Here is a 25,330-nt window from a genome sequence, read left to right as displayed (position 1 = left end):
GGCCTCCTCGACGGCGATCTCGTCAAAGGGGTTCATGCTCATCTTGACGTTGGCGATGTCCACACCCGTGTTGTCCGACTTCACTCGGACCTTCACGTTGTAGTCCACCACGCGTTTGACGGGTACGAGGATTTTCATGAAAAGGCTCTTTCCTGGTTTTGAAGGGTGGCGGAACGCTGGCCGGCCAGTCCGGCCAGCCGTTCGGTGATGAGTGCATGGGCCTCGCCCATGATGCGGTCGATCAGCTGCTGCACGGTGGGCACGTCCTGGATCAGGCCGGCCACCATGCCGCAGGACCAGGCGCCGGCCTCCATGTCGCCCTGCTGCATGATGCGCGGATAGACGCCGGCGACCTCGGGCAGGATGTCCTCGAACGTGATGGAGGCGCCCAGCGCGCGCTCCTTCTGTAGCAGGCGCTCCACGGCCGCATTGGTCAGCACGCGCTCGGTGTTGCGCAGCGGGCGCATGACCAGGCGGGTGTCGAGTTCGCTGGCCGCGACGATGGCGCGCTTGACGTTCTCGTGCACCGGCGCCTCCTGCGTGGCGATGAAGCGCGTGCCCATGTTCATGCCCTCGGCACCGAGCGCCAGCGCCGCCACGAGCGAGCGGCCGTCGGCCATGCCGCCCGACGCGACGAAGGGGATCGTCAATTCCTCGGCCGCGCGCGGCAGCAGGATGAAGTTGGGGATGTCGTCCTCGCCCGGGTGGCCGCCGCATTCGAAACCATCGACGCTGATCGCATCGCAGCCAATCGATTCGGCCTTGAGCGCATGGCGCACCGAGGTGCACTTGTGGATGACCTTGATGCCGGCGTCCTTGAGCGCGGGCAGCCACTTCTGCGGGTTGTTGCCGGCCGTCTCCACGACCTTGACGCCGCCTTCGATGATGGCTTTCACATAGCCCGGGTAGTCGGGCGGGTTGACCGAGGGCAGGAAGGTCAGGTTCACGCCGAAGGGCTTGTCGGTCATGGCGCGGCAGCGAGCGATCTCGCGCGCCAGCAGCTCGGGCGTGCGCTGCGTCAGGCCCGTGATGATGCCCAGCCCCCCGGCGTTGGAGACCGCCGATGCCAGCTCGGCCAGGCCGACGTGGTGCATGCCGCCCTGGAGGATGGGGTGTTCGATGCCGAAAAGTTCGGTGATGCGTGTCTTCATGGGTGTGTCACTCGGAGGCAATGCCCTTGTCGCGGATCAGCTGGCCCCAGCGGGTGTAGTCCTGCTGGATGCGCTGGCCCATCTGCGCCGGCCCCTGGAACTGGGCGATGGCGCCGACGTTCAGCAGCTTGTCCTGGATCTCCTTCTCGGCCAGGATGTGCTTAACCTCGCCCGCAATGCGTTCCACCACGGCCTTGGGCGTGCCGGGCGGCGCGAGCAGCCCGCCCCAGGACACGGCGTCGTAGCCCTGGATGCCCTGCTCGGCAATGGTCTTGACGTCGGGCAGCATGGTCACGCGCTGGGGCGAGCCCACGGCGATGGCGCGCAGCTTGCCGGCTTGGATGTGCGGCAGCGCGGCCACGAGGTCGGCATACATGATGGGCACCTGGCCACCGATGGTGTCGGTGATGGCCGGCACGCCGCCCTTGTAGGGCACATGCTGCATGTCGAAACCCGCCATCTGCTTGAGCATTTCCATGCTCAGGTGGCCGAAGCTGCCGGCGCCCGAGCTGGTGTAGTTGAGCGGCGTCTTCTGCGCCTTGGCGTGGGCAATCAGGGTCTTGAGGTCGACCACATCGGGCAGCAGCTTGGGGTTGACCACCACCACGATGGGCAGGTCGTACACCGTGGCCACGGGCGTGAAGTCCTTCACGGTGTCGTAGCCGGGCTTCTTGTAAAGATGCGGCGCCAGCAGCGTCGGTGTGGCCAGCATCATCAGCGTGTAGCCGTCGGCCGGGGCCTTGGCGACCTGGGCGGCCGCGATCGAGCCCGAAGCGCCCGGGCGGTTGTCCACCACCACGGTCTGCTTGAGGCGTTCGCCCAGCTTCTGACCGACGATGCGCGCAGCTGTGTCGGTGGGGCCGCCGGCCGGAAACGGCACGACGAGCTTGATCATCTTGTCGGGCCAGGCAGCCGCCTGCTGCGCGATGGCGCTGCCGACCAGCAGCGGTGCGGCCGCCAGGGCCAGCACGGTGCGGCGGCCTATTTGCGAAAAATTCATGCCAGTCTCCTTTTGCATAAAAACAGGCTGCAGCGCTTGTGCATCAAGCGCCAGCAGCTATCATTTTTAACATTCAACCTTGCGGCAGTGTCAGTACGCCCTTGTCGCGCAGCGCCTGCAGCTCCTGCTCGGACAGCTGCAGCAGCTGCTGCAGCACCTCGCGCGTGCCCTCGCCCAGCGTGGGCGGCGCGCTGCGGATGGGCAGGCGCTGGCCGTCGAGGCGGTAGGGCGGCGCGAACACGTGCGTGCTGCCCGCCACCGGGTGCGGCATTTCCTGCAGCAGACCGCCGCGGCGCGTGCGCTCGCTGGTCAGGGCCTCGTGCAGGCCCGCGACCTTGCCGCAGGGGATGCCGGCGGCCGCCATGCGCTCGAGCAGCAGGTCGCGCGCAAAGCTGCCGATCAGCTGCTCCATCAGCGGCTGCAGGGTGTGCCGGTTCTTGGCGCGCTCGACGTTGGTGGCGTAGCGCGGGTCTTCGACGATGTCGGGGCGCATCACCACCTGGCGGCAGAACTTGTCGAATTGCTTGTTGTTGCCCACGGCCACGATCAGCGGGCCATCCTGGGCCTCGAACATGCCGTAGGGGACGATGGACGGGTGGGCGTTGCCATAGCGCTGCGGGTCGTGCCCGAGCAGCATGGCGTCGAGGCCGTAGTAGCCGGTGACCATCAGGCCGCAGTCGTACAGCGCCATCTCGATCAGGCGGCCCTTGCCGGTGCGCGTGCGCTGAAAGAGCGCCGCCAGCACGGCCTGGGCCGCGTACATGCCGGTCATCAGGTCCACCACGGCGACACCGAATTTGAGCGGCGGCGTGTTTGCCTCGCCGTTGAGGGCCATCAACCCCGTCTCTCCCTGGATCACCAGGTCGTAGCCCGGGCGCTGGGCCTCGGGGCCCGAACTGTCGTAGCCGGCCACCGAACAGTAGATCAGGTCGGGCTTGATTGCCTTGAGCTGCTCGTAGCCCAGGCCCAGCTTCTCGGCGCCGCCGGTCTTGAAGTTCTGCACCACCACGTCGAACTGCGGCAGCAGGTCGTGGATCAGCCGGGCGCCTTCGGGCGTCTGCAGGTCCACGGTGATCGACCGCTTGTTGCGGTTCATGCTGTTGTAGTAGGTGGTTTCGGTCTTGCCGATGCGCATGCCCCAGTCGCGCGTGTCGTCGCCGCGGCCCGGGTGCTCCACCTTGACGACCTCGGCGCCGAAGTCGGCCAGCACCATGCCGCACAGCGGGCCGGCGAAGACGCGCGAGAGGTCGAGCACGCGCACGCCCTCGAGCGGAAAGTCCATGCCGCCGCCCGGGGCGGCGGGGGTGTTGGGGGAAGGGGTGGGGGTGGTTGTCACAGGGGGGTTTCCATGCCAGCGCCTACGCCCGGCTCTGCCGTAGCGTAGCGAAGTCGGGCTGGCGCTTTTCGAGAAAGGCACCAATGCCTTCGCGTGATTCTTCGGTTTCCTGCGAGCGCACCATGGACTGGGCTTCCTGTTCGAGCTGCTCTTCCAGGGTGTGCACGTAGGCGTTGCGGCACAGCGCCTTGATGCGCGCCATGGCCTGGTCGGGCCCGGCCGCGACCTGGGTGGCCAAGGCCAGCGCCTGCGCGAGGGCCTGGCCCGGCTCGGCCAGGCGGTTGACCGGCCCCAATGCATGCAGGCGTTCGCCGCTGATGCGTTCGCCCGTGAGGCACAGCTCGGTCAGCACCTGGCGCGACACGAACTCGGCCAGGAAAGCGGTCGCGCCGCCGTCGGGCGTGAGGCCGACCTTCACGTAGGCCACCGAAAACACCGCGTTCTTGGCGGCCACCAGCATGTCGCAGGCCAGCGCCAGCGACAGGCCCGCGCCCGCGGCCGCGCCTTCGACGGCGGCGATCACCGGCTTGCGGCAGTCGCGCACGGCGCGCACGAGGTCGTGCAGGCCTTCGAGCTTGGCGCGGCGCTCCTCCATCGGCAGTTCGCGGCGCTTGGCCAGCTGGCGCAGGTCGCCGCCCGAACAGAAATGCCCACCCTCGCCCGTCAGCACAATGGCGCCGACGCCGGGGTCGGACTCGGCCTGCGACAGTGCCTGCGTGAGCGCGGCATAGAACTCGGGCGAGAGCGCGTTGCGCGCGGCCGGGTTGTTGTTGGACAGCACCAGCACCGCGCCAACGCGCCGCTGCAGCAGCGGGGTGTCGGCGGCGCTCATGGGCGGCCCAGCGCGGTGAAGCGCTCGAGGTGGTGGTCGGTGTCGCCCAGCTCGTGGTCGACCATCACCAGGCGCTTGGCATAGTGCGACAGGGGCAGCTCCCAGGTCATGCCGATGCCGCCGTGCATCTGGATGCTCTCTTCCGACACCAGCGCGCCGATGCGGCCGATGGTGAACTTGGCCGCCGACAGCGCGCGCTCGCGCTCCACGCGGCCCGCGTCCATGGCGGCAGCGGCGTTGATGACCGCCGAGCGCGATTGCTCCACTTCGAGCAGCAGGTCGGCCATGCGGTGCTGCAGCGCCTGGAAGCTGCCGATCGGCACGCCGAACTGCTTGCGCGTCTGCAGGTATTCGAGCGTGTCTTTCTTGGCCACTTCCATGGCGCCCAGCGCTTCGGCGCACAGCGCCAGCACGCCCCAGCCCACGGCCAGCTCCAGCGTGGCAAAGCCCTGGCCCTCGGCGCCCAGCAGCGCGTCCGCGCCCAGCTGCACGTTGTCGAGCGTGACTTCGGCCACGCGGCCGCCGTCGATGCGGCCCATGCCCCGGCGCACCACGCCGGGCGCATCGGCCGGCACGAGGAACAGCGAGATGCCGTCCGCGCTGTCCACCGCGCCCGCAGTGCGGGCCGACACCAGCAGCAGTTCTGCGTTGTCGCCCTGCAGCACCACGGCCTTGGCGCCCGTGAGGGCCCAGCCCTCGTCGCTGCGCACCGCACGGGTGGCGACGCGCGCGAGTTCGTAATGGCTGCCCGGTTCATCGTGCGCCAGCGCGGCCACGGTGCTGCCGTCGATCAGGCTGGCGATCTGCTCTTTTTGCGCTGGCGTACCGGCCGCGGCTAGGGCGCGCCCGACCATCAGGGCGCCCAGGAAAGGCTCGACCACCAGGCCCCGGCCCAGCGACTCAAACACCACGGCGATGTCAAAGCCTGCGCCGCCAAAGCCGCCCTCGGCTTCGGGGAACAGCGCCCCGATGGCGCCGAGCTCGGCGAACTGGCCCCACAGGGCGGGCGACATGCCGGTGTCGCCATAGGCGATGGCGTTGCGGGTTTCAAAGCCGTACTGCTCGGCCACGAAACGGTCGAGGGTGTCCGCCAGCATGCGGCGGTCTTCGGTGTGTTCAAAGTTCATCGCAGCAACCTCACAGGCCCAGGATCATCTTGGAGATGATGTTCTTCTGGATTTCATTGGAGCCGCCGAAAATCGACAGCTTGCGGTAGTTGAAGTAGTTGGCCGCGGCCGTGGCGGCCTCGGCGGGCCCGACGGGCGCGTCGGCATAGCCCTCGTACTGCGCCTCTTCGATGAAGGGCAGCGCATACGGGCCCACGGCGCGGCGGATCAGCGACAGGATCTCCTGGCGGATCTCGGTGCCGCGGATCTTGAGCATCGAGCTCTCGGCCCCCGGCACCCCGCCACCGGCGACCGCGGCGATCACGCGCAGGTTGGTGGTCTTCATGTTCTCGAGGTCGATCTCGACTTGGGCCATGCGGGCCGCGAACTGCGGGTCCTGGTCCAGCGGGCGGCCGTTGCGCTGCACCTTGCTCGCGACCACCTTGAGCTTTTCGAGCGCCGCGACCGAGAAGCCCACGCCGGCGATGCCGGTGCGCTCATAGGTCAGCAGGTACTTGGCGTAGGTCCAGCCCTTGTTCTCTTCGCCGACCAGGTTCTCGGCCGGCACGCGCACGTCGGTGAAGAACACCTCGTTGACCTCGCGGTCGCCGTCGAGCGTGCGGATCGGGCGGATTTCGACGCCGGGCGTGTCCATGTCCACCAGCAGGAAGCTGATGCCCGCCTGCGGGCGCACCTGCTTGTCGGTGCGCACCAGGCAGAAGATCATGTTGGCATGCTGGCCCTGCGTGGTCCAGGTCTTCTGGCCGTTGACGATGTAGTGCGCTCCTTCAGCGTCCAGGCCGCGCACGGCCGTGGTCTTGACCGAGGCCAGGTCCGAGCCCGAGCCCGGCTCGGAGTAGCCCTGGCACCACCAGTCGGCGCCGCTCAGGATGCGCGGCAGCCAGTGCGCCTTTTGTGCCTCGTTGCCGTACTTGATCAGCACCGGGCCCAGCATGTTGAGGCCGAAGGGCACGATGCGCGGCCCGCCCGCGAGCGCGCACTCGTTGTCAAAGATGAACTTCTGCACGGCGCCCCAACCGGGGCCGCCGTATTGCTCGGGCCAGTGGTTGGCGAGCCAGCCGCGCGCGTTGAGGATGGCGTGCCACTCCTCCTGGTCGGCCTTGGTCAGGCGCTGGCCGGCCTTGACCTTGTTGGCGATCCGGGCGGGCAGCTTTTCCTTGAGGAAAGCCTGCACCTCGGCGCGGAAGGCCTCTTCTTCGGGAGTGAAATTCAGGTCCATATCGTGTCTTTGCGTCAGTAAATTTCGAACAGGCCGGCGGCGCCCATGCCCCCGGCGATGCACATCGTGACCACGCCCCACTTGGCCTTGCGGCGGTGGCCTTCGAGCAGCAGGTGGCCCACGAGGCGCGCGCCCGTCATGCCGAACGGGTGGCCGATGGAGATCGCGCCGCCGTTGACGTTCAGCCGCTCGCCGGGAATGCCCAGCGTGCGCTGGCAGTACAGCGCCTGCGAGGCGAAGGCCTCGTTCATCTCCCACAGGTCGATGTCCTGCACGGTGAGGCCGTGGCGCGCCAGCAGCTTGGGCACGGCGAACACCGGGCCAATGCCCATCTCGTCGGGCTCGCAGCCGGCCACGGCAAAGCCGCGGAAGGCGCCCAGCGGTTGCAGGCCCAGGCGCTCGGCCACCTTGGCTTCGACCACCACGCAGGCACTCGACCCGTCCGACAGCTGCGAGGCATTGCCGGCGGTGACGAAGTTGCCGGCACCCTTCACGGGCTCCAGCTTGGCCAGGCCGGCCAACGTGGTGCTGGCGCGGTTGCAGTTGTCCTGGGTGGCGACCACGTCGCGGTAGCTGACCTCGCCGCTGTCCTTGTTCTTTTCGGCCATGCGCGTAGCGCAGGGAATGATTTCGTTGTCGAACAGGCCGGCCGCCTGCGCAGCGGCGGTGCGCTGCTGGCTCAGCAGCGAGAACGCGTCTTGGTCTTCCCGCGAGATGTGGTAGCGCTTGGCCACCACGTCGGCGGTGTCGATCATGGCCATGAACAGCTCGGGCTTGCGCTCGACCAGCCAGGGGTCCATGTCGGTGGGCAGGTTGTTGCCGGCGCGGATGCCGGAGATGGTTTCCACGCCGCCGGCCAGCATGGCGTCCACGCCTTCGGCCACCACGCGGCCTGCGGCCATCGCGATCGACTGCAGGCCCGAGGCGCAGTAGCGCGTGATGGTGGTGCCCGCGATGCCCAAAGGCAGCTCGGCGCGCAGCACGGTCTGGCGGCCCAGGTTGCGGCCCTGGAAGCCGTCGGGGTTGCCGCAGCCGAGGACCAGGTCTTCGATCATCGCGGGATCGATGCCCGAGCGCTCGACCGCCGCCTTGACGGAAAACGCCGCCAGCTGGGCGGCCGGCGTGGTGTTGAACTCGCCGCGGTGCGACTTGGTCAGCGGGGTGCGGGCGGTGGAAACGATGACGGCTTCGCGCATGGCTTGCTCCTTAATTGATAGCTTCCAGCGCCTTTGCTTCCTGCGTTTCAGATAAAAAATACTATGAAACCCAGTAACCGCAAGCGCTGTGCGCTCTTCTTTTGATAGTTTTCCGGTGTCTCCAGCGTCCGGCGTTCAGGCGGCCCGGTTCAGGCTGTCGAAGTTCCGGCCTTCCTGCACCAGCTTCACGAGCAGCGGCGAGGGCTTCCAGAACAGGGCGTCTTCCTTCGCGAACTCCTCGATGTCGGCCAGCACCTTGGGCAGGCCCACCGTGTCGGCCCACTTCATCGGGCCGCCACGGAAGCGCGGAAAGCCGTAGCCCGAGATGAACGTGACGTCCACGTCGAGCGGGCGCAGCGCAATGCCTTCGTGCACCACGTTGGCGCCTTCGTTGACCATCGCGGCCATGTAGCGGCGCATGATGTCGTCGGCCGTGAACGGGCGCGGCACCACGCCGGCGCGCTGGCGCTCGGCATCGACGATGGCCAGCACCTCGGGGTCGGGCTGGCCCACGCGGGCGCCCTGCGGGTAAAGGTAGAAGCCGCGCTGGGTCTTCTGGCCGAACCAGCCGCGCTCGCAGATGCGGTCGGCCACCTGCACGTAGCGGGCCTTGGGGTCGCGCGTGGCGGCGCGGCGCTTGCGCGTGGCCCAGCCGATGTCGCCGCCGGCCAGGTCGGTGACCTGGAACGGGCCCATCGCAAAGCCGAAGCCGCGCACGGCTTCGTCGATCTCGTAGGGGCTGGCGCCGTCTTCCATCAGGTAGTCGGCGGCCTGCTTGTAGACGGCCAGGATGCGGTTGCCGATGAAGCCGTCGCAGACGCCGGCGCGCACCGGCACCTTCTTGAGCTTCTTGGCCAACTCGAACGCGGTGGCGACCACGTCGGCGGACACCTTGGCGGGCACCACGATCTCCAGCAGCTTCATGATGTTGGCCGGGCTGAAGAAGTGCAGGCCGATCACGTCCTGCGGGCGGCTGGTGGCCGCGGCGATGGCGTCGATGTCGAGGTACGAGGTGTTGGTGGCGAGCACGGCGCCCGGCTTGCAGACGCGGTCGAGCTCCTGGAACACGGCCTTCTTGACTTCGAGGTCTTCGAACACGGCCTCGATCACCAGGTCCACGTCCTTGAGGTCGTCGTAGGAGGTGCTGCCGGTGTAGCGGGCCAGGACGGCGGCCTTGGCCTCTTCGGTCATGCGGCCCTTGGCGACCAGGCCGGTGTAGACCTTCTCGACGTTGGCGCGGCCCCGGGCGATGGATGCGGCGTCGCGCTCGACCATGGTCACGGGGTAGCCCGCGTCCAGCGCCGACACGGTGATGCCCGCGCCCATGGTGCCGCCACCGATCACGGCGATGCTGGCGAACGCGCGCGGCGCGGCGGCCTTGGCCTCGGGCACCTTGGCGACTTCGCGCTCGGCAAAGAAGGCGTGGACCAGGCCGGCGCGCTGCGGGCTGTCGAGGCACTCCACGAACAGCGCGCGCTCGCGCGCCATGCCTTCGTCAAATGGCAGCTGCACCGCGGCCTGCACGCATTCGATGATCTTGAGCGGCGAGAACAGGCCGCGGGTCTTCTTCGCGGTCTCGGCCTTGAGAAGCTCCAGGTCGGCCAGCGCCGCCGCCGGGTCGGCGATGGCGATGTCGCGCGTGCGGCGCACGGGCGCGTTCTGCGCCAGCAGTTCATTGGCATAGGCCAGGCCCGCGGCCACCGGGTCGTCGCCCTCGGCGAGCTTGTCCACCAGGCCCGCAGCCAGCGCCGCCTTGGCCGACAGGTGCTTGCCGCTGAGCATCAGCTCGGTGGCGGCCTTCACGCCCATCAGGCGCGGCGCGCGCTGCGTGCCGCCCGAGCCGGGCAGCAGGCCCAGGGTCACTTCGGGCAGGCCGAGCTTGGCGGCGGGCAGCGCCAGGCGGTAGTGCGCCGACATCGCCACTTCCAGGCCACCGCCGAGCGCGGCGCCGTGCAATACCGCGACCACGGGCTTCGGAGAGTCTTCGATGCTGCGGCACACCTCGGGCAGCGACGGCGGCATGGCGGGCTTGCCAAATTCGCGGATATCCGCGCCCGCGATAAAGGCCTTGCCCGCGCCCACCAGCAGCACGGCAGCGACGGATGCGTCGGCCTGCGCCGCCGCCATGGCCGCGGCCAGCCCCTGGCGCACCGCGACACCCAGCGCATTGACCGGGGGGTTGTCGACGGTCACGACCAGGATGGCGCCCGCGCGGGCGGTGGTGACAACGGAATCGGGGGTGGCTGCGCCCATGCGGGGTTCTCCTGGTGGATTAGAAAAAAAGCCTCCCATTGTTGATGCGATAAACAATCTTGACAATGACATTGATCATTGACAGACTGTCAAATAATTTTTTACACCTAGCCATGGAACTCACCTCCCTGACCGTGCTCGTGGACATCGTGGACGCCGGCAACCTCAGCCAGGCCGCGCGCAACCTGAAGATGACGCGCGCCAACGTGAGCTACCACCTCAACCAGCTTGAAAAGTCGGTGGGCGTGCAGCTGGTGCGCCGCACCACGCGCCGCGTCGAGCCGACCGAGCTGGGCCTGCGCCTGTACCAGCATGGTCGCGCCATCCAGAACGAAATGCTGGCCGCGCGCGAAACCATCACCACGCTGGGCCAGGGCCTGCAGGGCCGCGTCGGCGTGAGCGTGCCCAGCGGCTACGGGCAGATGGTGATGTCCGACTGGCTGATCGACTTCAAGCGCCTGTACCCGGGCATCGTGCTCGACGTGCTGTTCGAGAATCGCGTGGACGACCTGATCCGCGACGACGTGGACATCGCCATTCGCGTCATGCCCGAGCCGCCGCCCACCCTGGTCGCGCGCGACCTGGGAGCGGTGCGCTACATCGCCTGCGCCTCGCGCGGCTACGCCGAGGTGCATGGCCTGCCCGCAGGGCCCGAAGCGCTGCGCACCGCGCCGCTGATCACGGCCGGCGTGGTCGGGCGCCAGCTGCGCCTGCGCGCCTACCAGGGCGAGTTGCGCGAAGAAGTGACGCTGGAGCCGACGCTGATATCCGAGCATTTCCCGTTCCTGCGCCAGGGCATCCTGGCCGGCCTCGGCGTGGGGCTGGTGCCCGACTATGTGGTGCAGGACGCTGTAGAGAGCGGCGAAGTGCTGACCGCGCTGGACGCATGGCGGCTGAGCATCTTCGGCACCCAGATGTTCATGCTCTACATGCCCAACCGCCACCAGACACGCGCCGTGCGCACCTGCATCGACTATCTGCTGGGCCGCGCCCTGCCCGGCGGGGACCACGGCCTGCCCGTCACCTGAAAATCAGGTCCAATCGGCTTCAAACGCTTACTGGCAAAGCGCTAGGCGCTTCTTTTCCAATAGCAAAGCTCCACAACGCGTCTGGAGCGGCCAACGGCGTAGACAGGGTCACAGCATGGGCAGCGGCATGGCCTGCTCGGCCAGCCCGGCGTGCAGGGCCGCCCCCAGGGGCAGGACGTCGTCGTTGAAGTCGTAGCGGCTGTTGTGCAGCCCGCAGCTGCCCGCGCCGTTGCCCTGGCCCAGACGCAGGTAGGCGCCGGGCTTGCTTTGCAGCATGAACGAGAAGTCTTCGGCCCCCATGCTCGGTTCGAGGTCGCGCACCAGATGCTCGGCGCCGACCAGGCTCTGCGCCACATCGCCGGCGAAGATCGCCTCGCGCTCGGTGTTGATGGTCGCGGGGTACATGCGCTCGTAGTGCACGGTGGCCGTCGCGCCAAAGCCCAGCGCCACGGCGCTGCACAGCTCGTGCAGGCGCTGCTCCACCATGTTCTGCAAGGCCGGCTCGAAGGTGCGCACCGTGCCCACCAGGGTGGCCTTGCCTGGCAGCACGCTGAAGGCGCCGAGGTCGCCGGCCTGTATCGCGCACAGGCTGATCACCGCGCTGTCGAGGGGGCGCACATTGCGCGCCACGATGCTCTGCACGGCGGTGATGATCTGCGCCGCCACCAGCACCACGTCCACCGTCTGGTAGGCGTGCGCGCCGTGGCCGCCGCGGCCCGTGATCTCGATGGTGATGCGGTCGGCCGCCGCCATCATGGGCCCGTTGTTGAGGCCCACGGTGCCGGCCTTCATGGCCGGCCAGTTGTGCATGGCATACACGGCATCGACCGGAAAACGCTCGAACAGGCCGTCCTCCATCATCACGCGCGCACCGGCAAAGCCCTCTTCGCCGGGCTGGAAGATCAGCACCGCCGTGCCGTCGAAGTTGCGCGTGGCCGCCAGATAGCGCGCCGCGCCGATCAGCATGGCCGTGTGGCCGTCGTGCCCGCAGCCGTGCATAACCCCGGACTTGGCCGACTTCCAGGGAAAGTCGTTGTGCTCGGTCATCGGCAGCGCGTCCATGTCGGCACGCAGGCCCACCATGCGGCCACTGGCCGTGCTGCGCCCGCGAACCACGGCCACCACGCCCGTGCGGCCAATGCCATCGTGGATCTCGTCCACGCCGCAGACCTTGAGCGCCTCTTTCACGCGGGCGCCGGTGTAGAGCTCTTCAAACCCCAGCTCGGGGTGGGCATGCAGGTCGCGGCGCAGCGCCACGAGCTCGGGGTAGTACTGGGCGATGTGTGCAAAAGCACGGCCACCGGCCTTCAAACGGGACGCTTGCATCAAGGGACTCCAGCCCTGCCCCGCACCATGCGCTCGGGCAGCCGTACAGAACAAAAAACCATTGTGCCGCGAGACGCAGCGCCCGGCAGGCGCTCCACCCCGGCCCGCAGGCGCGCGGCACTTTGTGTCGGCAGCGCGCAACACCGGCACGGTCCTGGGCCGTGGGTGCGCAAAACAAAAAAGCCGGCCTCCTAGCAGGAGGCCGGCTTGGCAAAACGCCGGAAGCGTTCAGCCCTGGGGCTGAACACTGTCGGGGTCAGAAGCGGTGGCGCAGGCCGATGGTGAAACCGCTGCGGGACGTGGCGCCATTGGCAAAGGCGATGTTGCCGCCCTTGAGCTTGGTCCGGTCGACTTCCAGATAGGCATCGGTGCGCTTGGAGAACGCATAGTCCGCCGCCATCGTCAGGAAGTCGGCCGTGCCGTCTGCCGAAGAGGTCGCGCCCGACTGCTTGGCGCGGAAATAATGGGCGCCGAGATTGATTTGCGGCGTGACCTGGTAACCCGCGCCCACCGTATAGATGGTGCGCTTGTTGGCGTTCAGGAACATCGCCCCGCTGCCAAAGCCGCCGTTGGCGGCAGAGCCCCACATGGCGCCCAACACCGCGGAGTCGGTGGGCGTCAGCCCCGTGTCCACCTTGTTTTGGCCATAGCCCAGGTTGACGTACCAGGGGCCGGTGCGATAGGAGCCGCCCAGCGTGTAGGCCTTGACTTTCTTGCCCGAGGCAAATTCGTAGTCCTGGTAACCCGCACCTGCGGCGATGCCGTTGGCTGCATAGCGCAAATAGCCGCCGATCGACTTGCCACCCGTGGGGCTCTTTTCGTCGAACGCGTACTGCAATGCACCGCGCACTGCGCCGACTTCGGCCATGTACTTGATCATGTTGTCGTTGCGCGCACCCAGGGAAAAGCCGATCTCAGGCTTGTACACGTCCATATAGGGCGAGTAAGGGTACGAAGCATAGGTACTGGTCACCAGATCGAACAGGATGTTGTACTGACGGCCCATGGTCAGCCGGCCAAACCCCCCTTGCAGGCCCACCCAGGACTGCTGGAAGTAGGGCGTGGTGGCAGCGCCGGTGTCGGCGCCAAAACGGTTTTCCAGGTTGACCAGCGCCTTCAGACCGCCACCCAGGTCTTCGTTCACGTTGATGCCCCAGCGGCTTTGCGACATGCCACCGCCCACCATCTGGTTGAGCGATTGGCCTGGATCGCTGGCCGGTCCTTCGTTGGACGTATGGCGATAGGCCACGTCCACGATGCCGTACAGCTGCACGCTGCTCGTCTGCGCACAGGCGAAGCCGGAGGCCAGTGCGACCGCGCACAGGGCGACAACTTGTTTCAACGCGATTTTCTTCATGCCGATGTCTCTCTTTCTGCGGTTGGTTACAACCAATTCAGTTTAGTGACTCCATCGCCTTGAAAACGCATTGTTGCAAACTGCCGACACAGGGATAACCATGGGCGAGCGGGCACGCCCCAGCACCAACTGGGAACCCAAAAGAAAAAGCCGCCAACCCGAAGGTTGGCGGCTTGGCGTTTCACGCTGCTGGCTCAGGCCAGCAGTGGATTAGAACGCGTGACGGATGCCGACTTGGTAGCCGTCGACGTTTTCGCCAGCGCCCACGGTCACATTGCTGTTGAAGCTGCCGCTCACGCCGCCCAGGTTACGGTTTGCGCCGTTCTTGTTCTTCATGTGGGCGTACGTGCCGTACACAGCGGTGCGCTTGGACAGGTCGTACACGTAACCGATTGCGTAGGCGTCGGAATCAGCGCTGCTGTTCTTGTTGTCGTAACGAGCGTACGAACCGATCAGCTTGCCAGGACCCACGGGAGCCGTCAGAGCCAGCATCCAGGTGTCGAACTTGGCGTTCGAGGTAGCGCCGCCCTTTTCCGAGTGGTATGCGAAGGCAGGCTTCACGACACCCAGGTCGTACGAAGCACCCAGGCTCCAGGTCTTCAGGTCGTTGGCCAGGTTCACGCTGCTGTAGCCGTTGTTCACAACGCCAGCCTTGACGCGGTCAGCCGCCAGGGTCACGCTGATGGGACCGTTGTCATAGCTAGCGGACAGACCCATGTAGCGGCCCGAGCTGTTGTTGCCAGCTTGCTCGCCGAAACCGTAGTGGGCCATTGCAGAGAAGCCGCCCAGGTTGCCGGGGGTGATGTAGCTCACGCCGTTGCTCACGCGAACGGTGGTCCAGCCTTGCAGGGAAGCCAGGCCGACTTGACCGAAGGGGTCGTACGAAGTGGGCTTGGCATAGCCAGCAGCCAGTTCACGGCCCAGGCGCACTTCACCGAAGTTGCCAGCAAGGCTGATGGTCGAGCGACGCGAGAAAGCGAAGCCAGGGCCAGGGTTGTTGGCGCCAGCGCCGGTACCGGTGTCAGGCGAAATAGCGCCTTCCAGCCAGAAGCCAGCCTTCAGACCACCACCGAGGTCTTCCACACCGCGGAAGCCCAGACGGCTGGAGGAGTTGCCGCTTTGCGTCACGCCGGTCACCGAGTTGGTGGCCGACACATGGCCAACGCCCACGTCAACGATACCGAACATGGTGACAGACGACTGAGCCATTGCAGCGCCGGAAGCAGCCAGCACGGCCAAGGCGATCAGGGATTTTTTCATTTCGAAGTACTCCAAGGTTTAACGTAGGGCACCGGTACGGGAGGGAAGACAAGAGGCGACTCCTGCCATGCACCGCCGGTTGCCCGGGCCAACCTCCTGGTAGGGAAGTTGTGGTCTATTGCACCAGACGGCGCCCCCTTTCGCAAAGAAATTCCCCCACAATGTCCGTCAAACCAGGATTTCGTTGCAATGAAACAACACAGGACAAGATCCTTCCAAATCGGCCGTTCTTACGCCAGCACACCCATATTTCAGGCGCATGAAAGTATCCAAAAGAAACAACAACCTCAATCAACACCAACTAGGGTAAGACGAGCATGGACAAACTCCTGACCGCTGCCGACGCCGCCTTGCGCACGCTTTTTGCCACGCCGCGCGCCAGCGAAGACTCTCCCGCCGCACTCCTTCCCGCCACCGAGCTGGACCCGGATCAAAAACGCCTGTCGGGCGCCTTGATGCGCGTCAACCATGTGGGCGAGGTCTGCGCGCAGGCGCTCTACACCGCACAGGCTGCCGTGACCCGCGACCCGCAGCTGCGCGCCCATTTGCTGGACGCAGCACGCGAAGAAGGCGACCACCTGGCCTGGACGCGTGAGCGCCTGCAGGCCCTGGGCGACCGTCCCAGCCTGCTGAACCCGCTGTGGTACGCCGGCGCCTTTGCCGTCGGGCTGGTAGCGTCCAAGGTGAGCGACCGCGTGAGCCTGGGCTTTGTGGTGGAGACGGAAAACCAGGTGGCCGCGCACCTGCAGAGCCACCTGGAGCGCCTGCCCGCGCAGGACCTGGCCTCTCGCGCCGTGGTGGCGCGCATGAAGGCCGACGAAGAGCGCCACGCGGCCAACGCCTTGGCAGCGGGGGCGCTCACGCTGCCGGCGCCGGCGCGCGCGCTCATGAAAGCGGCCGCCAAGCTCATGACGACCACGGCACATTACGTTTGAAAACCTGGCTTACGCTTCTATAACGTCAAAACTGGTCGTGATCTCTGCCGTCTTGGCCAGCATGATGCTGGCCGAGCAGTATTTCTCGTGGCTCAGCGCGATGGCCCGCTCGACGGCCGCGGGCGCCAAATCTTTGCCGGTCACGGTGAAGTGCATGTGGATCTTGGTGAACACCTTGGGCTCGGCGGCGGCGCGCTCGGACGTGAGCCGGACGCTGCAGCCGCGCACGTCGTGGCGCCCACGCTTCAAGATCAGCACCACGTCATAGGCGGTGCAGCCGCCGGTGCCGGCCAGCACGGTCTCCATCGGGCGCGGCGCCAGGTTCTGGCCGCCGTTCTCGGGCTTGGCGGCGTCGGGCGCGCCGTCCATGGTCAGCACATGGCCGCTGCCCGTCTCCGCCACAAAACCCATGCCAGAACGGGTGCCCGCCGCCCCTGTCCAACTCACTGTGCATTCCATGCCGTGTTCTCCTTGTGGTGCATCATTGCCACGATTTGACCCAAAAAATGAATGGTTTTTGCTGCAACGCAACATCTGCCCGCCGGACTGCGTTAAACTCCATCGCAGCACAGCCCCCCAGCGCCAAATGCGCGGCGGGCCCACCCGGCAGGTACGCCCTGCCATGCAACGATTGTCTCCTCCATCTCCTCAAAAGGATGGATTCAGCCCCCGGCCTCACGGCCAGGGGCTTTTTTTTGGCCATGCGGCCCCGAAGGCGCGCGGTGCGCGCGCCTATGATGGCTGCCGCGCCAGGCCGCGCACCGCGCGGGCGGCGCCGTTTCGCACCCGACCATGACCCAGCATCTCACCCCCCTCGACTACCTGAAGAAAATCCTGACCGCGCGCGTCTACGACGTCGCGGTCGAGTCCGACCTGGACCCTGCCCGCAACCTGAGCCGGCGTCTGCACAACAAGGTGCTGCTCAAGCGCGAGGACCAGCAGCCCGTGTTCAGCTTCAAGCTGCGCGGCGCCTACAACAAGATGGCGCACCTCACGCCCGAGCAGCTGGCGCGCGGCGTGATCTGCGCCTCGGCCGGCAACCATGCCCAGGGCGTGGCCATGAGCGCACGCAAGCTCGGCACGCGCGCCGTGGTGGTCATGCCGACGACAACGCCGCAGCTCAAGGTCGATGCCGTGCAGGCGCTCGGCGGCGAGGTGGTGCTGCACGGCGAGAGCTATACCGACGCCTACGACCACGCGGCCGTGCTGCAGCAGGAGCAGGGCCTGAGCTTCGTGCACCCGTTCGACGACCCCGACGTGATCGCCGGCCAGGGCACGATCGCCATGGAAATCCTGCGCCAGCTGCAAAAGCTCGGCAGCAACCGGCTTGATGCCGTGTTCGTGGCGATTGGCGGCGGCGGCCTGATCTCGGGCGTGGCCAACTACATCAAGGCCGTGCGCCCCGACATCAAGGTGATCGGCGTGCAGATGAACGACTCGGACGCCATGGTGCAGTCGGTGGCGGCGGGCCACCGGGTCACGCTGCCCGACGTGGGCCTGTTCTCGGACGGCACGGCCGTCAAACTCGTGGGCGAGGAAACCTTCCGCATCGCGCGCGGTCTGGTCGACGACTACATGACCGTGGACACCGACGCCGTGTGCGCCGCGATCAAGGACATCTTTGTCGACACGCGCAGCATCGTCGAGCCGGCCGGCGCGCTGGCCGTGGCCGCGATCAAGCAGTACGTCGCCCAACACAAGACCAAGGGCGAGACCTACGCCGCCATCCTGTGCGGCGCCAACATGAACTTCGACCGCCTGCGCTTCGTCGCCGAGCGCGCCGAAGTCGGCGAGGAGCGCGAGGCGCTGCTGGCCGTGACCATCCCCGAGGAGCGCGGCAGCTTCAAGCGCTTTTGCGAAGTCATCGGCGGCCTGCCGGGCGGCCCGCGCAACGTTACCGAGTTCAACTACCGCATCCACGACGCGGCGCGCGCCCATGTCTTCGTGGGCCTGGCCACGCACGGCAAGGGCGAGTCGGAGAAGATCGCCAAGAACTTCCAGCGCCACGGCTTCGAGGCGCTGGACCTGACGCAGGACGAACTGGCCAAGGAGCACCTGCGCCACCTCGTGGGCGGCCACTCGGCGCTGGCGCAGGACGAGCGCCTGCTGCGCTTCGTCTTCCCCGAGCGCCCGGGCGCGCTGCTCAAATTTTTGAGCCTGATGCAGCCGACCTGGAACATCTCGCTGTTCCACTACCGCAACCAGGGCGCCGACTATGGCCGCATCCTCGTGGGCCTGCAGGTGCCACCCGGCGACGCCGCCGCGTTCGACGCCTTCCTGGCCACGCTGGGCTACCCGCACGTCGAGGAAACGCTGAACCCGGCCTACCGCCTGTTCCTGCAGGCGCCCGCCGTCCCGGCCTGATACTTCAAGCAAAAACAGCGTCCAGCGCTTACTCAGTCTGCGTTGGCAGCTATTGTTTTTGAGAAACAGCGACCCCATGCAAGCGTTTCGCCACTACCTGCTGGCCGTGCAGTTCTTCACGCGCATCCCCGTCACGGGGCGGCTGGCGGCGTGGGTGGGCTTCAGCCCGGCGCTGCTGCGCGCCAGCAGCGCGCACTTTCCGGGCGTCGGTTGGCTGGTGGCCGCGGTGGCGGCGGGCGTGTACGCGGCGCTGCAGTGGGCGCTCGGCGCGCAGCCGTTCGCGCCGCTCGTGGCCGCGGTCTTCAGCACCATCGCCACGGTGCTGGTAACAGGGGGCTTCCATGAAGACGGCCTCGGCGATGTGGCCGACGGCCTGGGCGGCAGCGCCCAGAAGGAGCGCGCGCTCGAGATCATGAAGGACTCGCGCATCGGCGCTTTTGGCGCCATGGCGCTGGTGCTGGCGCTGCTGGCCAAGACCAGCCTGCTGGCGCTGCTGGGCGCGCACAGCCTCGCCGCCGCGCTGTGCGCGCTGGTCGGCGGCCATGTGCTGTCGCGCTTTTGGCCGCTGGGGCTGGTGCGCGCCCTGCCGCATGTGGGCGACACCGCCACGTCCAAGAGCAAGCCGCTGGCCGACCAGATCAGCGCGCGCGCGCTGTGGGCTGCGGGTTTGTGGTGTTTTCTGCCTCTGGCCCTTGTCTGGCAAGCGCATTCAGCTCTCTTTCTGATAGCATGCGTGGCCTGCAGCGCGCTGGGCGCCGCGCACATGGCGCGGCGGTTTGCACGGCGCCTGCAGGGCTTCACCGGCGACTGCCTGGGCGCCGTGCAGCAGGTCAGCGAAGTGGGTTTTTACCTCGGCGCCGCGCTGGCGCTGGGGCCGCTGGCGCGCTGGGTGGGCGCGTGAGCGCCCGGCGCCTCTGGCTGGCGCGCCACGCTCAGCCACTGGTGGCCCCCGGCACCTGCTATGGCGCGCTCGACCTGCCGGCCGACGCCGCGGCCACGGCCGAGAGCGCGCGGCGCCTGGCCGCGGCCCTGCCGCACGGCCTGGCGGTGCGCCACTCTCCGCTACAAAGATGCGAGCTTCTGGCGCTTGCCCTGCAAGGGCTCAGGCCCGATCTGACGCTTCAAGCCGACGCGCGGCTGGCAGAGATGGACTTTGGCGCCTGGGAAGGCCGGCCGTGGGATGCCATGGCGCGCGCCGACATCGACGCCTGGACCGCCGCGTTCGCCACGCACCGCCCTGGCGGCGGCGAGGCGCTCGAGCGCATGCTGGCGCGCGTGGGCGCCGCGCTGCGGGACGCCCAGAGCCGCACCCACGGCGGGCGCGATGTGCTCTGGATCACCCACGCGGGCGTCGCGCGCTGCGTGCAGTGGCTGCTGCAGGCCGCGCCCGGCGCAGCGCTGCGTGCCGACGCCTGGCCGACCGCAGCGCCAGCGTTCGGCGCATGGACGGTGTGGGACCTGGAGTGAGACACCGGGGTGCGGCGCACCGATGCGCCCAGCGCCGTCACTGGCGCGCCGGCATCTCCAGCGTGATCGTGGCGGGGCCGTCCAGAGCCGGGCCCAGGCGGGCCTGGCGCGGGCCCAGCGACTGCAGCACCAGGCCGGCGTCGACCACGGCGCCGGCGCGAAACGGCTTGGCCGGCTGGCCGTCCACGGCGATCAGCGCCGCCCCGCCGCCACTGCTGCGGCCGGCGAGCACGCCCACCAGCGCAAAGCGGCTGGCCAGCGCCGGTGCCGTCGGCGCAGCGGCCGTGGACACGCCCAGCAGCCGCGCCATGGCCTGCGCGTCGGGGGCCGGCGGGGCTGCAGACACGGCCGGCACGGGCAGGCCCGAAGGCACGGCCAGCAGGCGCAGCGCCCAATAAAAGACGCTGGCCGCGGCCAGCGCCCACAGCGCCATGGTTGCCAGGCGCACGTTCCAACGGCCTTCGGTATTTGTCACCATCGCAGGATTATCATTCACGCGATCCGCGCGGCACACGCGCCTTGCCCCTACCGATTGCCCATTGCCATGAAACGCCCCCTCTCTCTTGCCCGCGCCGCGCGCCGCCATATCGCCCCGGGCTTCACCCTGATCGAACTGATGGTGGTGCTGGTCATCATCGGCGTGCTGGCCGCGCTGATCGTGCCCAACGTGCTCGACCGCGCCGACGACGCGCGCGTCACGGCGGCCCGCACCGATGTCACCAACCTCATGCAGGCGCTCAAGCTCTACCGCCTCGACAACCAGCGCTACCCCACGGGCGATCAGGGCCTGCAGGCCCTGATCGCCAAGCCCACGGCCGGCCCGCCGCCCCCCAACTGGAAGCCCTACCTCGACAAGCTGCCCAACGACCCCTGGGGCCGGCCTTACCAATACCTCAACCCTGGCGTCAAGGGCGAGATCGACGTGATGTCCTTGGGCGCCGACGGCCAGCCCGGCGGCGAAGGCAAGAACGCCGACATCGGCAGCTGGCAATAGCCGCACTTCCCCTGCCTGCGCTGCGGCGCCGGCACCACCCCATGCACCCCGCCACCCGCCGCCGCGCCCACGGCTTCACGCTGCTGGAGCTGTTGGTGGTCGTCAGCATCATGGCGCTGGCCACGGCCGGCGTGGGCCTGGCGCTGCGCGATCCGGGCCAGACACAGCTCGCGCGCGAAGGCGAACGGCTGGCGGCGCTGCTCGAATCGGCACGCGCGCAGTCGCGGGCCAGCGGCGTTCCGGTGCGCTGGCAGGCGGTGGCGGGAGGCTTTCGCTTTGACGGCGTGCGCGCCGGCACGCTGCCCGCGCAGTGGCTCAGCGCCGACACCCGGGTGCGCGGCGCCGCAGTGCTGGTGCTCGGGCCCGAACCGTTGATCGGCCCGCAGGCGGTGACGCTGTTTCTGCAAGACCACCCCGAGCGCGCCCTGCGCGTGGCCAGCGACGGTCTGCGCCCGTTCACTGCCGAGCCGGTGCCATGACGCAGCGCGGCTTCACCCTGGTCGAGGTGCTCGTGGCGCTGGCCATCGTCGCCATCGCGCTGCTCGCGGGGCTGCAGGCGACGAGCGCGCTCACGCGCAACGCGCAGCGCCAGGCCGACGTGCTGCTGGCCCACCTGTGCGCCGAGAACGAGCTGGTGCAGGTGCGCCTGTCGCGCCAGATGCCGTCCGTCGGCGACAGCCAGCACAGTTGCGTGCAGGCCGGACGCGAGTTCACGGTCGCCGTGGCGGTGCGGCCGACGCCCAACCCGAGCTTCCGGCGCGTCGATGCGCAGGTGCTGGCCGAAGGCAGCCCGGTGCTGCGCCTGTCGACCATCGTGGGGCGGCGCTAGATGGACACCCGGACGCGCGCGCGCGGCTTCACCCTGGTCGAGCTGCTGGTGGCCCTGGCCGTGATGGCCTTGCTGGCCATCGTGAGCTGGCGCGGCCTCGACGGCATGGTGCGCTCGCAGGAACAGACGCGCCAGCGCGGCGACGCCCTGCTGGTGCTGCAGGCGGCCCTGGCGCAGTGGGGCACCGACCTCGATGCGCTGCTGCCACTGGAGCACACCGTGCCCATTGCCTGGGACGGACAGGTGCTGCGCCTCACGCGCCGCAGCAGCGCCGTGCCGGACCCCGGTGCCCTGGTGGTGGCTTGGGCGCAGCGCAATGTGCAGGGACAGGGCCAGTGGCTGCGCTGGCAGTCTGCGCCGCTGCGCACGCGCGCCGAGTGGCAGCAGGCCTGGCAACAGGCCGCCCTCTGGGCGCGCAACCCGGGTGCGGCCGAAAAGCGCGGCGAGGTGGCCCTGCTTCCGCTGGCCGGCTGGCAGGTGTTCTATTACCGCCGCGACGCCTGGACCAACCCGCAGTCGAGCAGCGACGCGTCCGCACCCTCCGGCGCCCCTGGTGCGCCTGGTGCGCCCGGCGCCCCGAATGCGCCCGCTGCCCCGAGCGCGGACACCACCATCCCCGACGGCGTGCGCCTGCAGCTGGACCTGCCGCCGGGCGCGGGGCTGGCGGGGCCGGTCATGCGCGACTGGGTGAATCCGCTGCGCGGCGGCGGCAAGTCATGAGCGTGCGTCCACGCCAGGCCGGCGCCGCCCTGCTGGCCGCGATGCTCACCGTGACGCTGGTGGCCACCTTTGCCGCCAGCGCCATGTGGCAGCAGTGGCGCGCCATCGAGGTCGAGACCGCCGAGCGGGCGCGCGTGCAATCGGCCTGGATCCTGGTCGGCGCGCTCGACTGGTCGCGCCTGATCCTGGCCGAAGACCGCAACGCCGGCGGCGCCGACTACTTGGCCGAACCCTGGGCCGTGCCGCTCGAAGAAGCCCGCCTGTCGACCTTTTTGGCGGCCGAGGGCGGCGTGGCGCAGCAACCCGACGCCAGCACCGACACCAGCGATGCCTTCCTGTCGGGCCAAATCATCGACCTGCAATCGCGCCTGAACCTGGCCAACCTGGTGGTGGACGGCGCCGTGCAAAAGGACGTGCTGGCACAGTTCCAACGCCTGTTCGCACGCCTGGGCCTGCCGCCGGCGGCAGCGGGCTCCCTGGCCGAGTCGCTGCGCCTGGCCCAGCAGGCCGGCAGCAACAATGCCGAGCTGCCGCTGATGCCACAAACCTTGGCACAACTGACCTGGCTGGGCCTGGCGCCCGCCACCGTGGCCCTGCTTGCGCCGCATGTGACGCTGCTGCCGCGGCCCACCCCGGTCAACCTGAACACCGCAGGCGCCGAGGTGCTGATGGCCTGCATCGACGGACTGGGCCAGGCCGGCGCCAACAAGCTGATGGCGGTGCGTGAGATCCAGCACTTTCGCAGTGTGCAAGAGGCGCGCGCGCTGCTGGGCAGCGGTGCCACGGTGGGCAATGCGGCGCTGGGCGTGCGCTCGGACTACTTTGAAGTGCGTGGCCGGCTGCGCCTGGGCGACGTGACGGTGCAGGAGCGCTCGCTGGTGGTGCGCGACGGCGCCACCGTGCGCGCCCTGTGGCGCGAACGCGGCGCCACCGCGTGGGCCGGGGCAGCTGCGGCGCCCACAACGCCGTGAACGCGCCCCGCCAGCGGCTCCAGCACGCGCCGTCCGGCAGCAGACGTCCAGATACACCCACGACACAACCGACCTCTACAATGGCCCGCCACTGTCTTCCATGAGCACCCTGATCCTCCACCTGCCCCTGGCGCGCCTGGGGCCTAACACCGAATTGCGCTACACGCTGAGCGCCGACGGCCACCACGCCAGCGGCCACGCCAGCGCACGCGCGGCCCAGTTGCCCGAGTCCGGCCGCGCTGCCGGCGAGGTGGTGGCCGTGGTGCCGGCGCGTGCGCTGTCGTGGCAACGCGTGCAGTTGCCGCAAGGCGTGGGCCGCCAGTCGCCGCGCCTGCGCGCCGTGCTCGAAGGCCTGCTCGAAGAGCGCCTGCTCGACGACCCTGAACAGCTGCACTTTGCGCTGGAGCCCGGCGCCCGGCCCGGCACGCCCGCCTGGGTGGCCATTTGCGACCGCGCCTGGCTGCGCGAAGCGCTGCAGGTGCTCGAAGCCGCGGGCCGCCCGGCCACGCGCGTGGTGCCCGAATTTGCGCCGGGCGCCACCGCCAGCGGCCAGAGCGAGATGTTCGCGCAGGGCACGCCCGAAGACGCGCAGCTGGTCGTCACCGGCCACGGCGCCGACCTGGGCGTGGCCGTGCTGCCCCTGTCGGGCGCCGCGCTGGCGCTGGCCGGCGCCAGCGAAGACGACCCCGTGCCCGTGCGCGCCGAACCCGCCGTGGCCGCGCTGGCCGAGCGCGTGCTGGCGCGCCCCGTGCAGCTCGAGAGCGCGAGCGAGCGCGCCCTGCAGGCCGCGCGCAGCGACTGGGATCTGGCGCAGTTCGACCTGGCCAGCTCGGGCCGCACGCGCACGCTACGCAAGGCCGGCTCGCTGGCCGGCGCCGTGCTGCGCGCGCCGCAGTGGCGCGCCGCGCGCTGGGGCGCCGCCGTGCTGGTGCTGGCGCACGTGGTGGGCCTCAATGCCTGGGCCTGGCAAGAGCGCCAGGCGCTCGCCGCCAAGCAGGGCGGCGTGCGCCAGGCCCTCACCGCCACCTTCCCGCAGGTGCGCCTGGTGGTGGATGCGCCCGTGCAGATGGAGCGCGAACTGGCCCTGCTGCGCCTGTCCGCCGGTGCCCTGTCGGCCAGTGACCTCGAACCCCTGCTCGCCGCCACCGCCGGCGTCCTGCCCGCCGCCTGGCAGGCCAGCGCCATCGACTACAGCGCCGGCGCGCTGCGCCTGCGCGGCCCCGCGCTCAGCGCCGAAGAGCAGGGCCGCGCCACCGCCGCCGCGCGCGCCAGCGGCTACCAACTGGACACCGAGGGCGACAGCCTGCGCGTGCGCGCCGGAGCCACGCCATGAGCCCCCAGGCCGTCTCCCACGCCACCGCCGCGCAGCTGCGCACGCGCTGGCAGGCCCTGGCCCCGCGCGAGCGCCGTCTGGTGCGCGCTGCGTCCGCCGCCATTGCGCTGGCCCTGCTGTGGTGGGTCGGCATCGCGCCGGCGCTCCAAACGCAGCGCACCGCGCCCGCACGCCATGCGGAGCTGGATGCGGAGCTGCAGCGCATGCAGGCGCTGCAGGCCGAGGCCCAGCAACTCCAAGGCACGCCGCGCGCCGATCCCGACAACGCCCGGCGCGCGCTGGAAAGCGCGGTGACCGAACACCTGGGCGGCAGCGCCCGCCTCAGCCTCTCCGGCGACCAGGCCACCGTCACGCTCAAGGGCACGCCGGCCGATGCGCTTGCGCCCTGGCTGGCGCAGGTGCGCAGCAACGCGCACGCCGTGCCGCAAGAGGTGCACCTGGTGCGCAGCGGCGCCGCAGCGGCCGAAGGCCGCCGCACCACGGCGCTGTCCGACCTGCCCGCTGCCGCCCCCGCCCCGCTCTGGGATGGCACGCTGGTGCTGGCCCTGCCGCCGCGCTGAACGGACCCGCCGGCCTGCGCGCCCTCCTGCCCGCCATGACATCCCTGTTCCGCCCCCGTGTCCTGCCACGCA

At 69.0% G+C, this 25,330-nt stretch carries 25 protein-coding genes and 1 pseudogene; 12 read left to right on the top strand and 14 right to left on the bottom strand.

Annotated features, from left to right (window positions below):
• The 9 genes and pseudogenes from B2J89_RS16435 to B2J89_RS16395 form a co-directional block, all read right to left on the bottom strand.
• Nucleotides 1-138: pseudogene (locus B2J89_RS16435) on the bottom strand (electron transfer flavoprotein subunit beta/FixA family protein); the annotation flags it as partial.
• Complete coding sequence (locus B2J89_RS16430) at nt 135-1,151, bottom strand: nitronate monooxygenase family protein (protein ID WP_169170102.1); 1,017 nt, start codon at nt 1,149-1,151, stop codon at nt 135-137. The pseudogene B2J89_RS16435 and the gene B2J89_RS16430, both read right to left, overlap by 4 nt.
• 7 nt (nt 1,152-1,158) lie before the next feature.
• On the bottom strand, nt 1,159-2,151 hold the full coding sequence (locus B2J89_RS16425) for a tripartite tricarboxylate transporter substrate binding protein (protein ID WP_169170101.1): 993 nt from the start codon (nt 2,149-2,151) through the stop codon (nt 1,159-1,161).
• A gap of 73 nt (nt 2,152-2,224) precedes the next feature.
• Complete coding sequence (locus B2J89_RS16420) at nt 2,225-3,433, bottom strand: CaiB/BaiF CoA-transferase family protein (RefSeq protein ID WP_169170103.1); 1,209 nt, start codon at nt 3,431-3,433, stop codon at nt 2,225-2,227.
• A gap of 76 nt (nt 3,434-3,509) precedes the next feature.
• Complete coding sequence (locus B2J89_RS16415) at nt 3,510-4,319, bottom strand: oxepin-CoA hydrolase, alternative type (RefSeq protein WP_169170100.1); 810 nt, start codon at nt 4,317-4,319, stop codon at nt 3,510-3,512.
• Nucleotides 4,316-5,446, bottom strand: a complete 1,131-nt coding sequence (locus tag B2J89_RS16410; RefSeq protein WP_169170099.1) for an acyl-CoA dehydrogenase family protein — start codon at nt 5,444-5,446, stop codon at nt 4,316-4,318. Before B2J89_RS16410 ends, B2J89_RS16415 begins: the two co-directional genes overlap by 4 nt.
• A 10-nt stretch (nt 5,447-5,456) precedes the next feature.
• Nucleotides 5,457-6,665, bottom strand: a complete 1,209-nt coding sequence (locus B2J89_RS16405; protein ID WP_169170098.1) for an acyl-CoA dehydrogenase family protein — start codon at nt 6,663-6,665, stop codon at nt 5,457-5,459.
• A 14-nt stretch (nt 6,666-6,679) separates the two neighbouring features.
• Nucleotides 6,680-7,861 (bottom strand): acetyl-CoA C-acyltransferase, encoded by a 1,182-nt coding sequence (locus B2J89_RS16400; RefSeq protein ID WP_169170097.1) that lies wholly within the window; start codon nt 7,859-7,861, stop codon nt 6,680-6,682.
• A 135-nt stretch (nt 7,862-7,996) separates the two neighbouring features.
• Complete coding sequence (locus B2J89_RS16395) at nt 7,997-10,114, bottom strand: 3-hydroxyacyl-CoA dehydrogenase NAD-binding domain-containing protein (protein ID WP_169170096.1); 2,118 nt, start codon at nt 10,112-10,114, stop codon at nt 7,997-7,999.
• A gap of 113 nt (nt 10,115-10,227) precedes the next feature.
• Between B2J89_RS16395 and B2J89_RS16390 the strand changes: the two genes are divergently transcribed.
• Nucleotides 10,228-11,142: a LysR family transcriptional regulator gene (locus B2J89_RS16390; protein ID WP_169170095.1), complete on the top strand. Its 915-nt coding sequence runs from the start codon at nt 10,228-10,230 to the stop codon at nt 11,140-11,142.
• Between the two features lie 108 nt (nt 11,143-11,250).
• Here B2J89_RS16390 and B2J89_RS16385 read toward each other — a convergent pair whose 3' ends face one another.
• From B2J89_RS16385 to B2J89_RS16375, 3 genes are all read right to left on the bottom strand, one after another.
• Nucleotides 11,251-12,468, bottom strand: a complete 1,218-nt coding sequence (locus tag B2J89_RS16385) for a M20 aminoacylase family protein (RefSeq protein ID WP_169170094.1) — start codon at nt 12,466-12,468, stop codon at nt 11,251-11,253.
• A gap of 256 nt (nt 12,469-12,724) precedes the next feature.
• Nucleotides 12,725-13,825 (bottom strand): porin, encoded by a 1,101-nt coding sequence (locus B2J89_RS16380; protein WP_169170093.1) that lies wholly within the window; start codon nt 13,823-13,825, stop codon nt 12,725-12,727.
• Between the two features lie 210 nt (nt 13,826-14,035).
• A complete protein-coding gene (locus B2J89_RS16375; RefSeq protein ID WP_169170092.1) occupies nt 14,036-15,085 on the bottom strand; it encodes a porin in 1,050 nt (349 codons plus the stop codon).
• A 317-nt stretch (nt 15,086-15,402) separates the two neighbouring features.
• On the opposite strand from B2J89_RS16375, the gene coq7 reads away from it, so the two are divergent.
• Nucleotides 15,403-16,020, top strand: coding sequence for a 2-polyprenyl-3-methyl-6-methoxy-1,4-benzoquinone monooxygenase (gene coq7 / locus B2J89_RS16370; RefSeq protein ID WP_169170091.1), 618 nt, complete (start codon nt 15,403-15,405; stop codon nt 16,018-16,020).
• 9 nt (nt 16,021-16,029) lie between these two features.
• Here coq7 and B2J89_RS16365 read toward each other — a convergent pair whose 3' ends face one another.
• On the bottom strand, nt 16,030-16,479 hold the full coding sequence (locus tag B2J89_RS16365; RefSeq protein ID WP_169170090.1) for an OsmC family protein: 450 nt from the start codon (nt 16,477-16,479) through the stop codon (nt 16,030-16,032).
• A gap of 333 nt (nt 16,480-16,812) precedes the next feature.
• Between B2J89_RS16365 and ilvA the strand changes: the two genes are divergently transcribed.
• From ilvA to B2J89_RS16350, 3 genes are all read left to right on the top strand, one after another.
• Nucleotides 16,813-18,384 carry a threonine ammonia-lyase, biosynthetic gene (gene ilvA, locus B2J89_RS16360; RefSeq protein ID WP_169170089.1) on the top strand — a complete coding sequence of 524 codons (1,572 nt, stop codon included), beginning with the start codon at nt 16,813-16,815 and terminating at the stop codon, nt 18,382-18,384.
• 76 nt (nt 18,385-18,460) lie between these two features.
• The gene (locus B2J89_RS16355; RefSeq protein ID WP_169170088.1) at nt 18,461-19,285 is read left to right on the top strand and encodes an adenosylcobinamide-GDP ribazoletransferase; all 825 of its coding nucleotides are present in this window, start codon (nt 18,461-18,463) and stop codon (nt 19,283-19,285) included.
• Nucleotides 19,282-19,851: a histidine phosphatase family protein gene (locus B2J89_RS16350; RefSeq protein ID WP_169170087.1), complete on the top strand. Its 570-nt coding sequence runs from the start codon at nt 19,282-19,284 to the stop codon at nt 19,849-19,851. The genes B2J89_RS16355 and B2J89_RS16350 overlap by 4 nt, the downstream gene beginning before the upstream one ends.
• Before the next feature lie 37 nt (nt 19,852-19,888).
• On the opposite strand, the gene B2J89_RS16345 is transcribed toward B2J89_RS16350, so the two are convergent.
• A complete protein-coding gene (locus tag B2J89_RS16345; protein ID WP_169170086.1) occupies nt 19,889-20,329 on the bottom strand; it encodes a general secretion pathway protein C in 441 nt (146 codons plus the stop codon).
• A 66-nt stretch (nt 20,330-20,395) separates the two neighbouring features.
• Here B2J89_RS16345 and gspG point away from each other — a divergent pair, with 66 nt between their 5' ends.
• The 7 genes from gspG to gspM all read left to right on the top strand — a co-directional run bounded on the left by gspG (nt 20,396) and on the right by gspM (nt 25,258).
• On the top strand, nt 20,396-20,845 hold the full coding sequence (gene gspG, locus B2J89_RS16340) for a type II secretion system major pseudopilin GspG (protein WP_169170085.1): 450 nt from the start codon (nt 20,396-20,398) through the stop codon (nt 20,843-20,845).
• 41 nt (nt 20,846-20,886) lie between these two features.
• Nucleotides 20,887-21,324 carry a prepilin-type N-terminal cleavage/methylation domain-containing protein gene (locus B2J89_RS16335; RefSeq protein WP_169170084.1) on the top strand — a complete coding sequence of 146 codons (438 nt, stop codon included), beginning with the start codon at nt 20,887-20,889 and terminating at the stop codon, nt 21,322-21,324.
• Nucleotides 21,321-21,674, top strand: coding sequence for a type II secretion system minor pseudopilin GspI (gene gspI / locus B2J89_RS16330; protein WP_169170083.1), 354 nt, complete (start codon nt 21,321-21,323; stop codon nt 21,672-21,674). Before B2J89_RS16335 ends, gspI begins: the two co-directional genes overlap by 4 nt.
• Nucleotides 21,675-22,394: a type II secretion system protein J gene (locus tag B2J89_RS16325; protein WP_169170082.1), complete on the top strand. Its 720-nt coding sequence runs from the start codon at nt 21,675-21,677 to the stop codon at nt 22,392-22,394. It abuts the gene before it with no gap.
• Nucleotides 22,391-23,365 carry a type II secretion system minor pseudopilin GspK gene (gspK, locus tag B2J89_RS16320; RefSeq protein WP_169170081.1) on the top strand — a complete coding sequence of 325 codons (975 nt, stop codon included), beginning with the start codon at nt 22,391-22,393 and terminating at the stop codon, nt 23,363-23,365. Before B2J89_RS16325 ends, gspK begins: the two co-directional genes overlap by 4 nt.
• A gap of 100 nt (nt 23,366-23,465) precedes the next feature.
• Nucleotides 23,466-24,698 carry a type II secretion system protein GspL gene (gene gspL, locus B2J89_RS16315; protein WP_169170080.1) on the top strand — a complete coding sequence of 411 codons (1,233 nt, stop codon included), beginning with the start codon at nt 23,466-23,468 and terminating at the stop codon, nt 24,696-24,698.
• Nucleotides 24,695-25,258 carry a type II secretion system protein GspM gene (gene gspM, locus B2J89_RS16310; protein WP_169170079.1) on the top strand — a complete coding sequence of 188 codons (564 nt, stop codon included), beginning with the start codon at nt 24,695-24,697 and terminating at the stop codon, nt 25,256-25,258. Before gspL ends, gspM begins: the two co-directional genes overlap by 4 nt.
• Nucleotides 25,259-25,330 lie beyond the last annotated feature (72 nt).

The organism is Acidovorax sp. SRB_24 (assembly GCF_012931925.1).
Note: the sequence above shows the minus strand (reverse complement) of the source record. Positions and strands in the feature narration are given on the sequence as shown.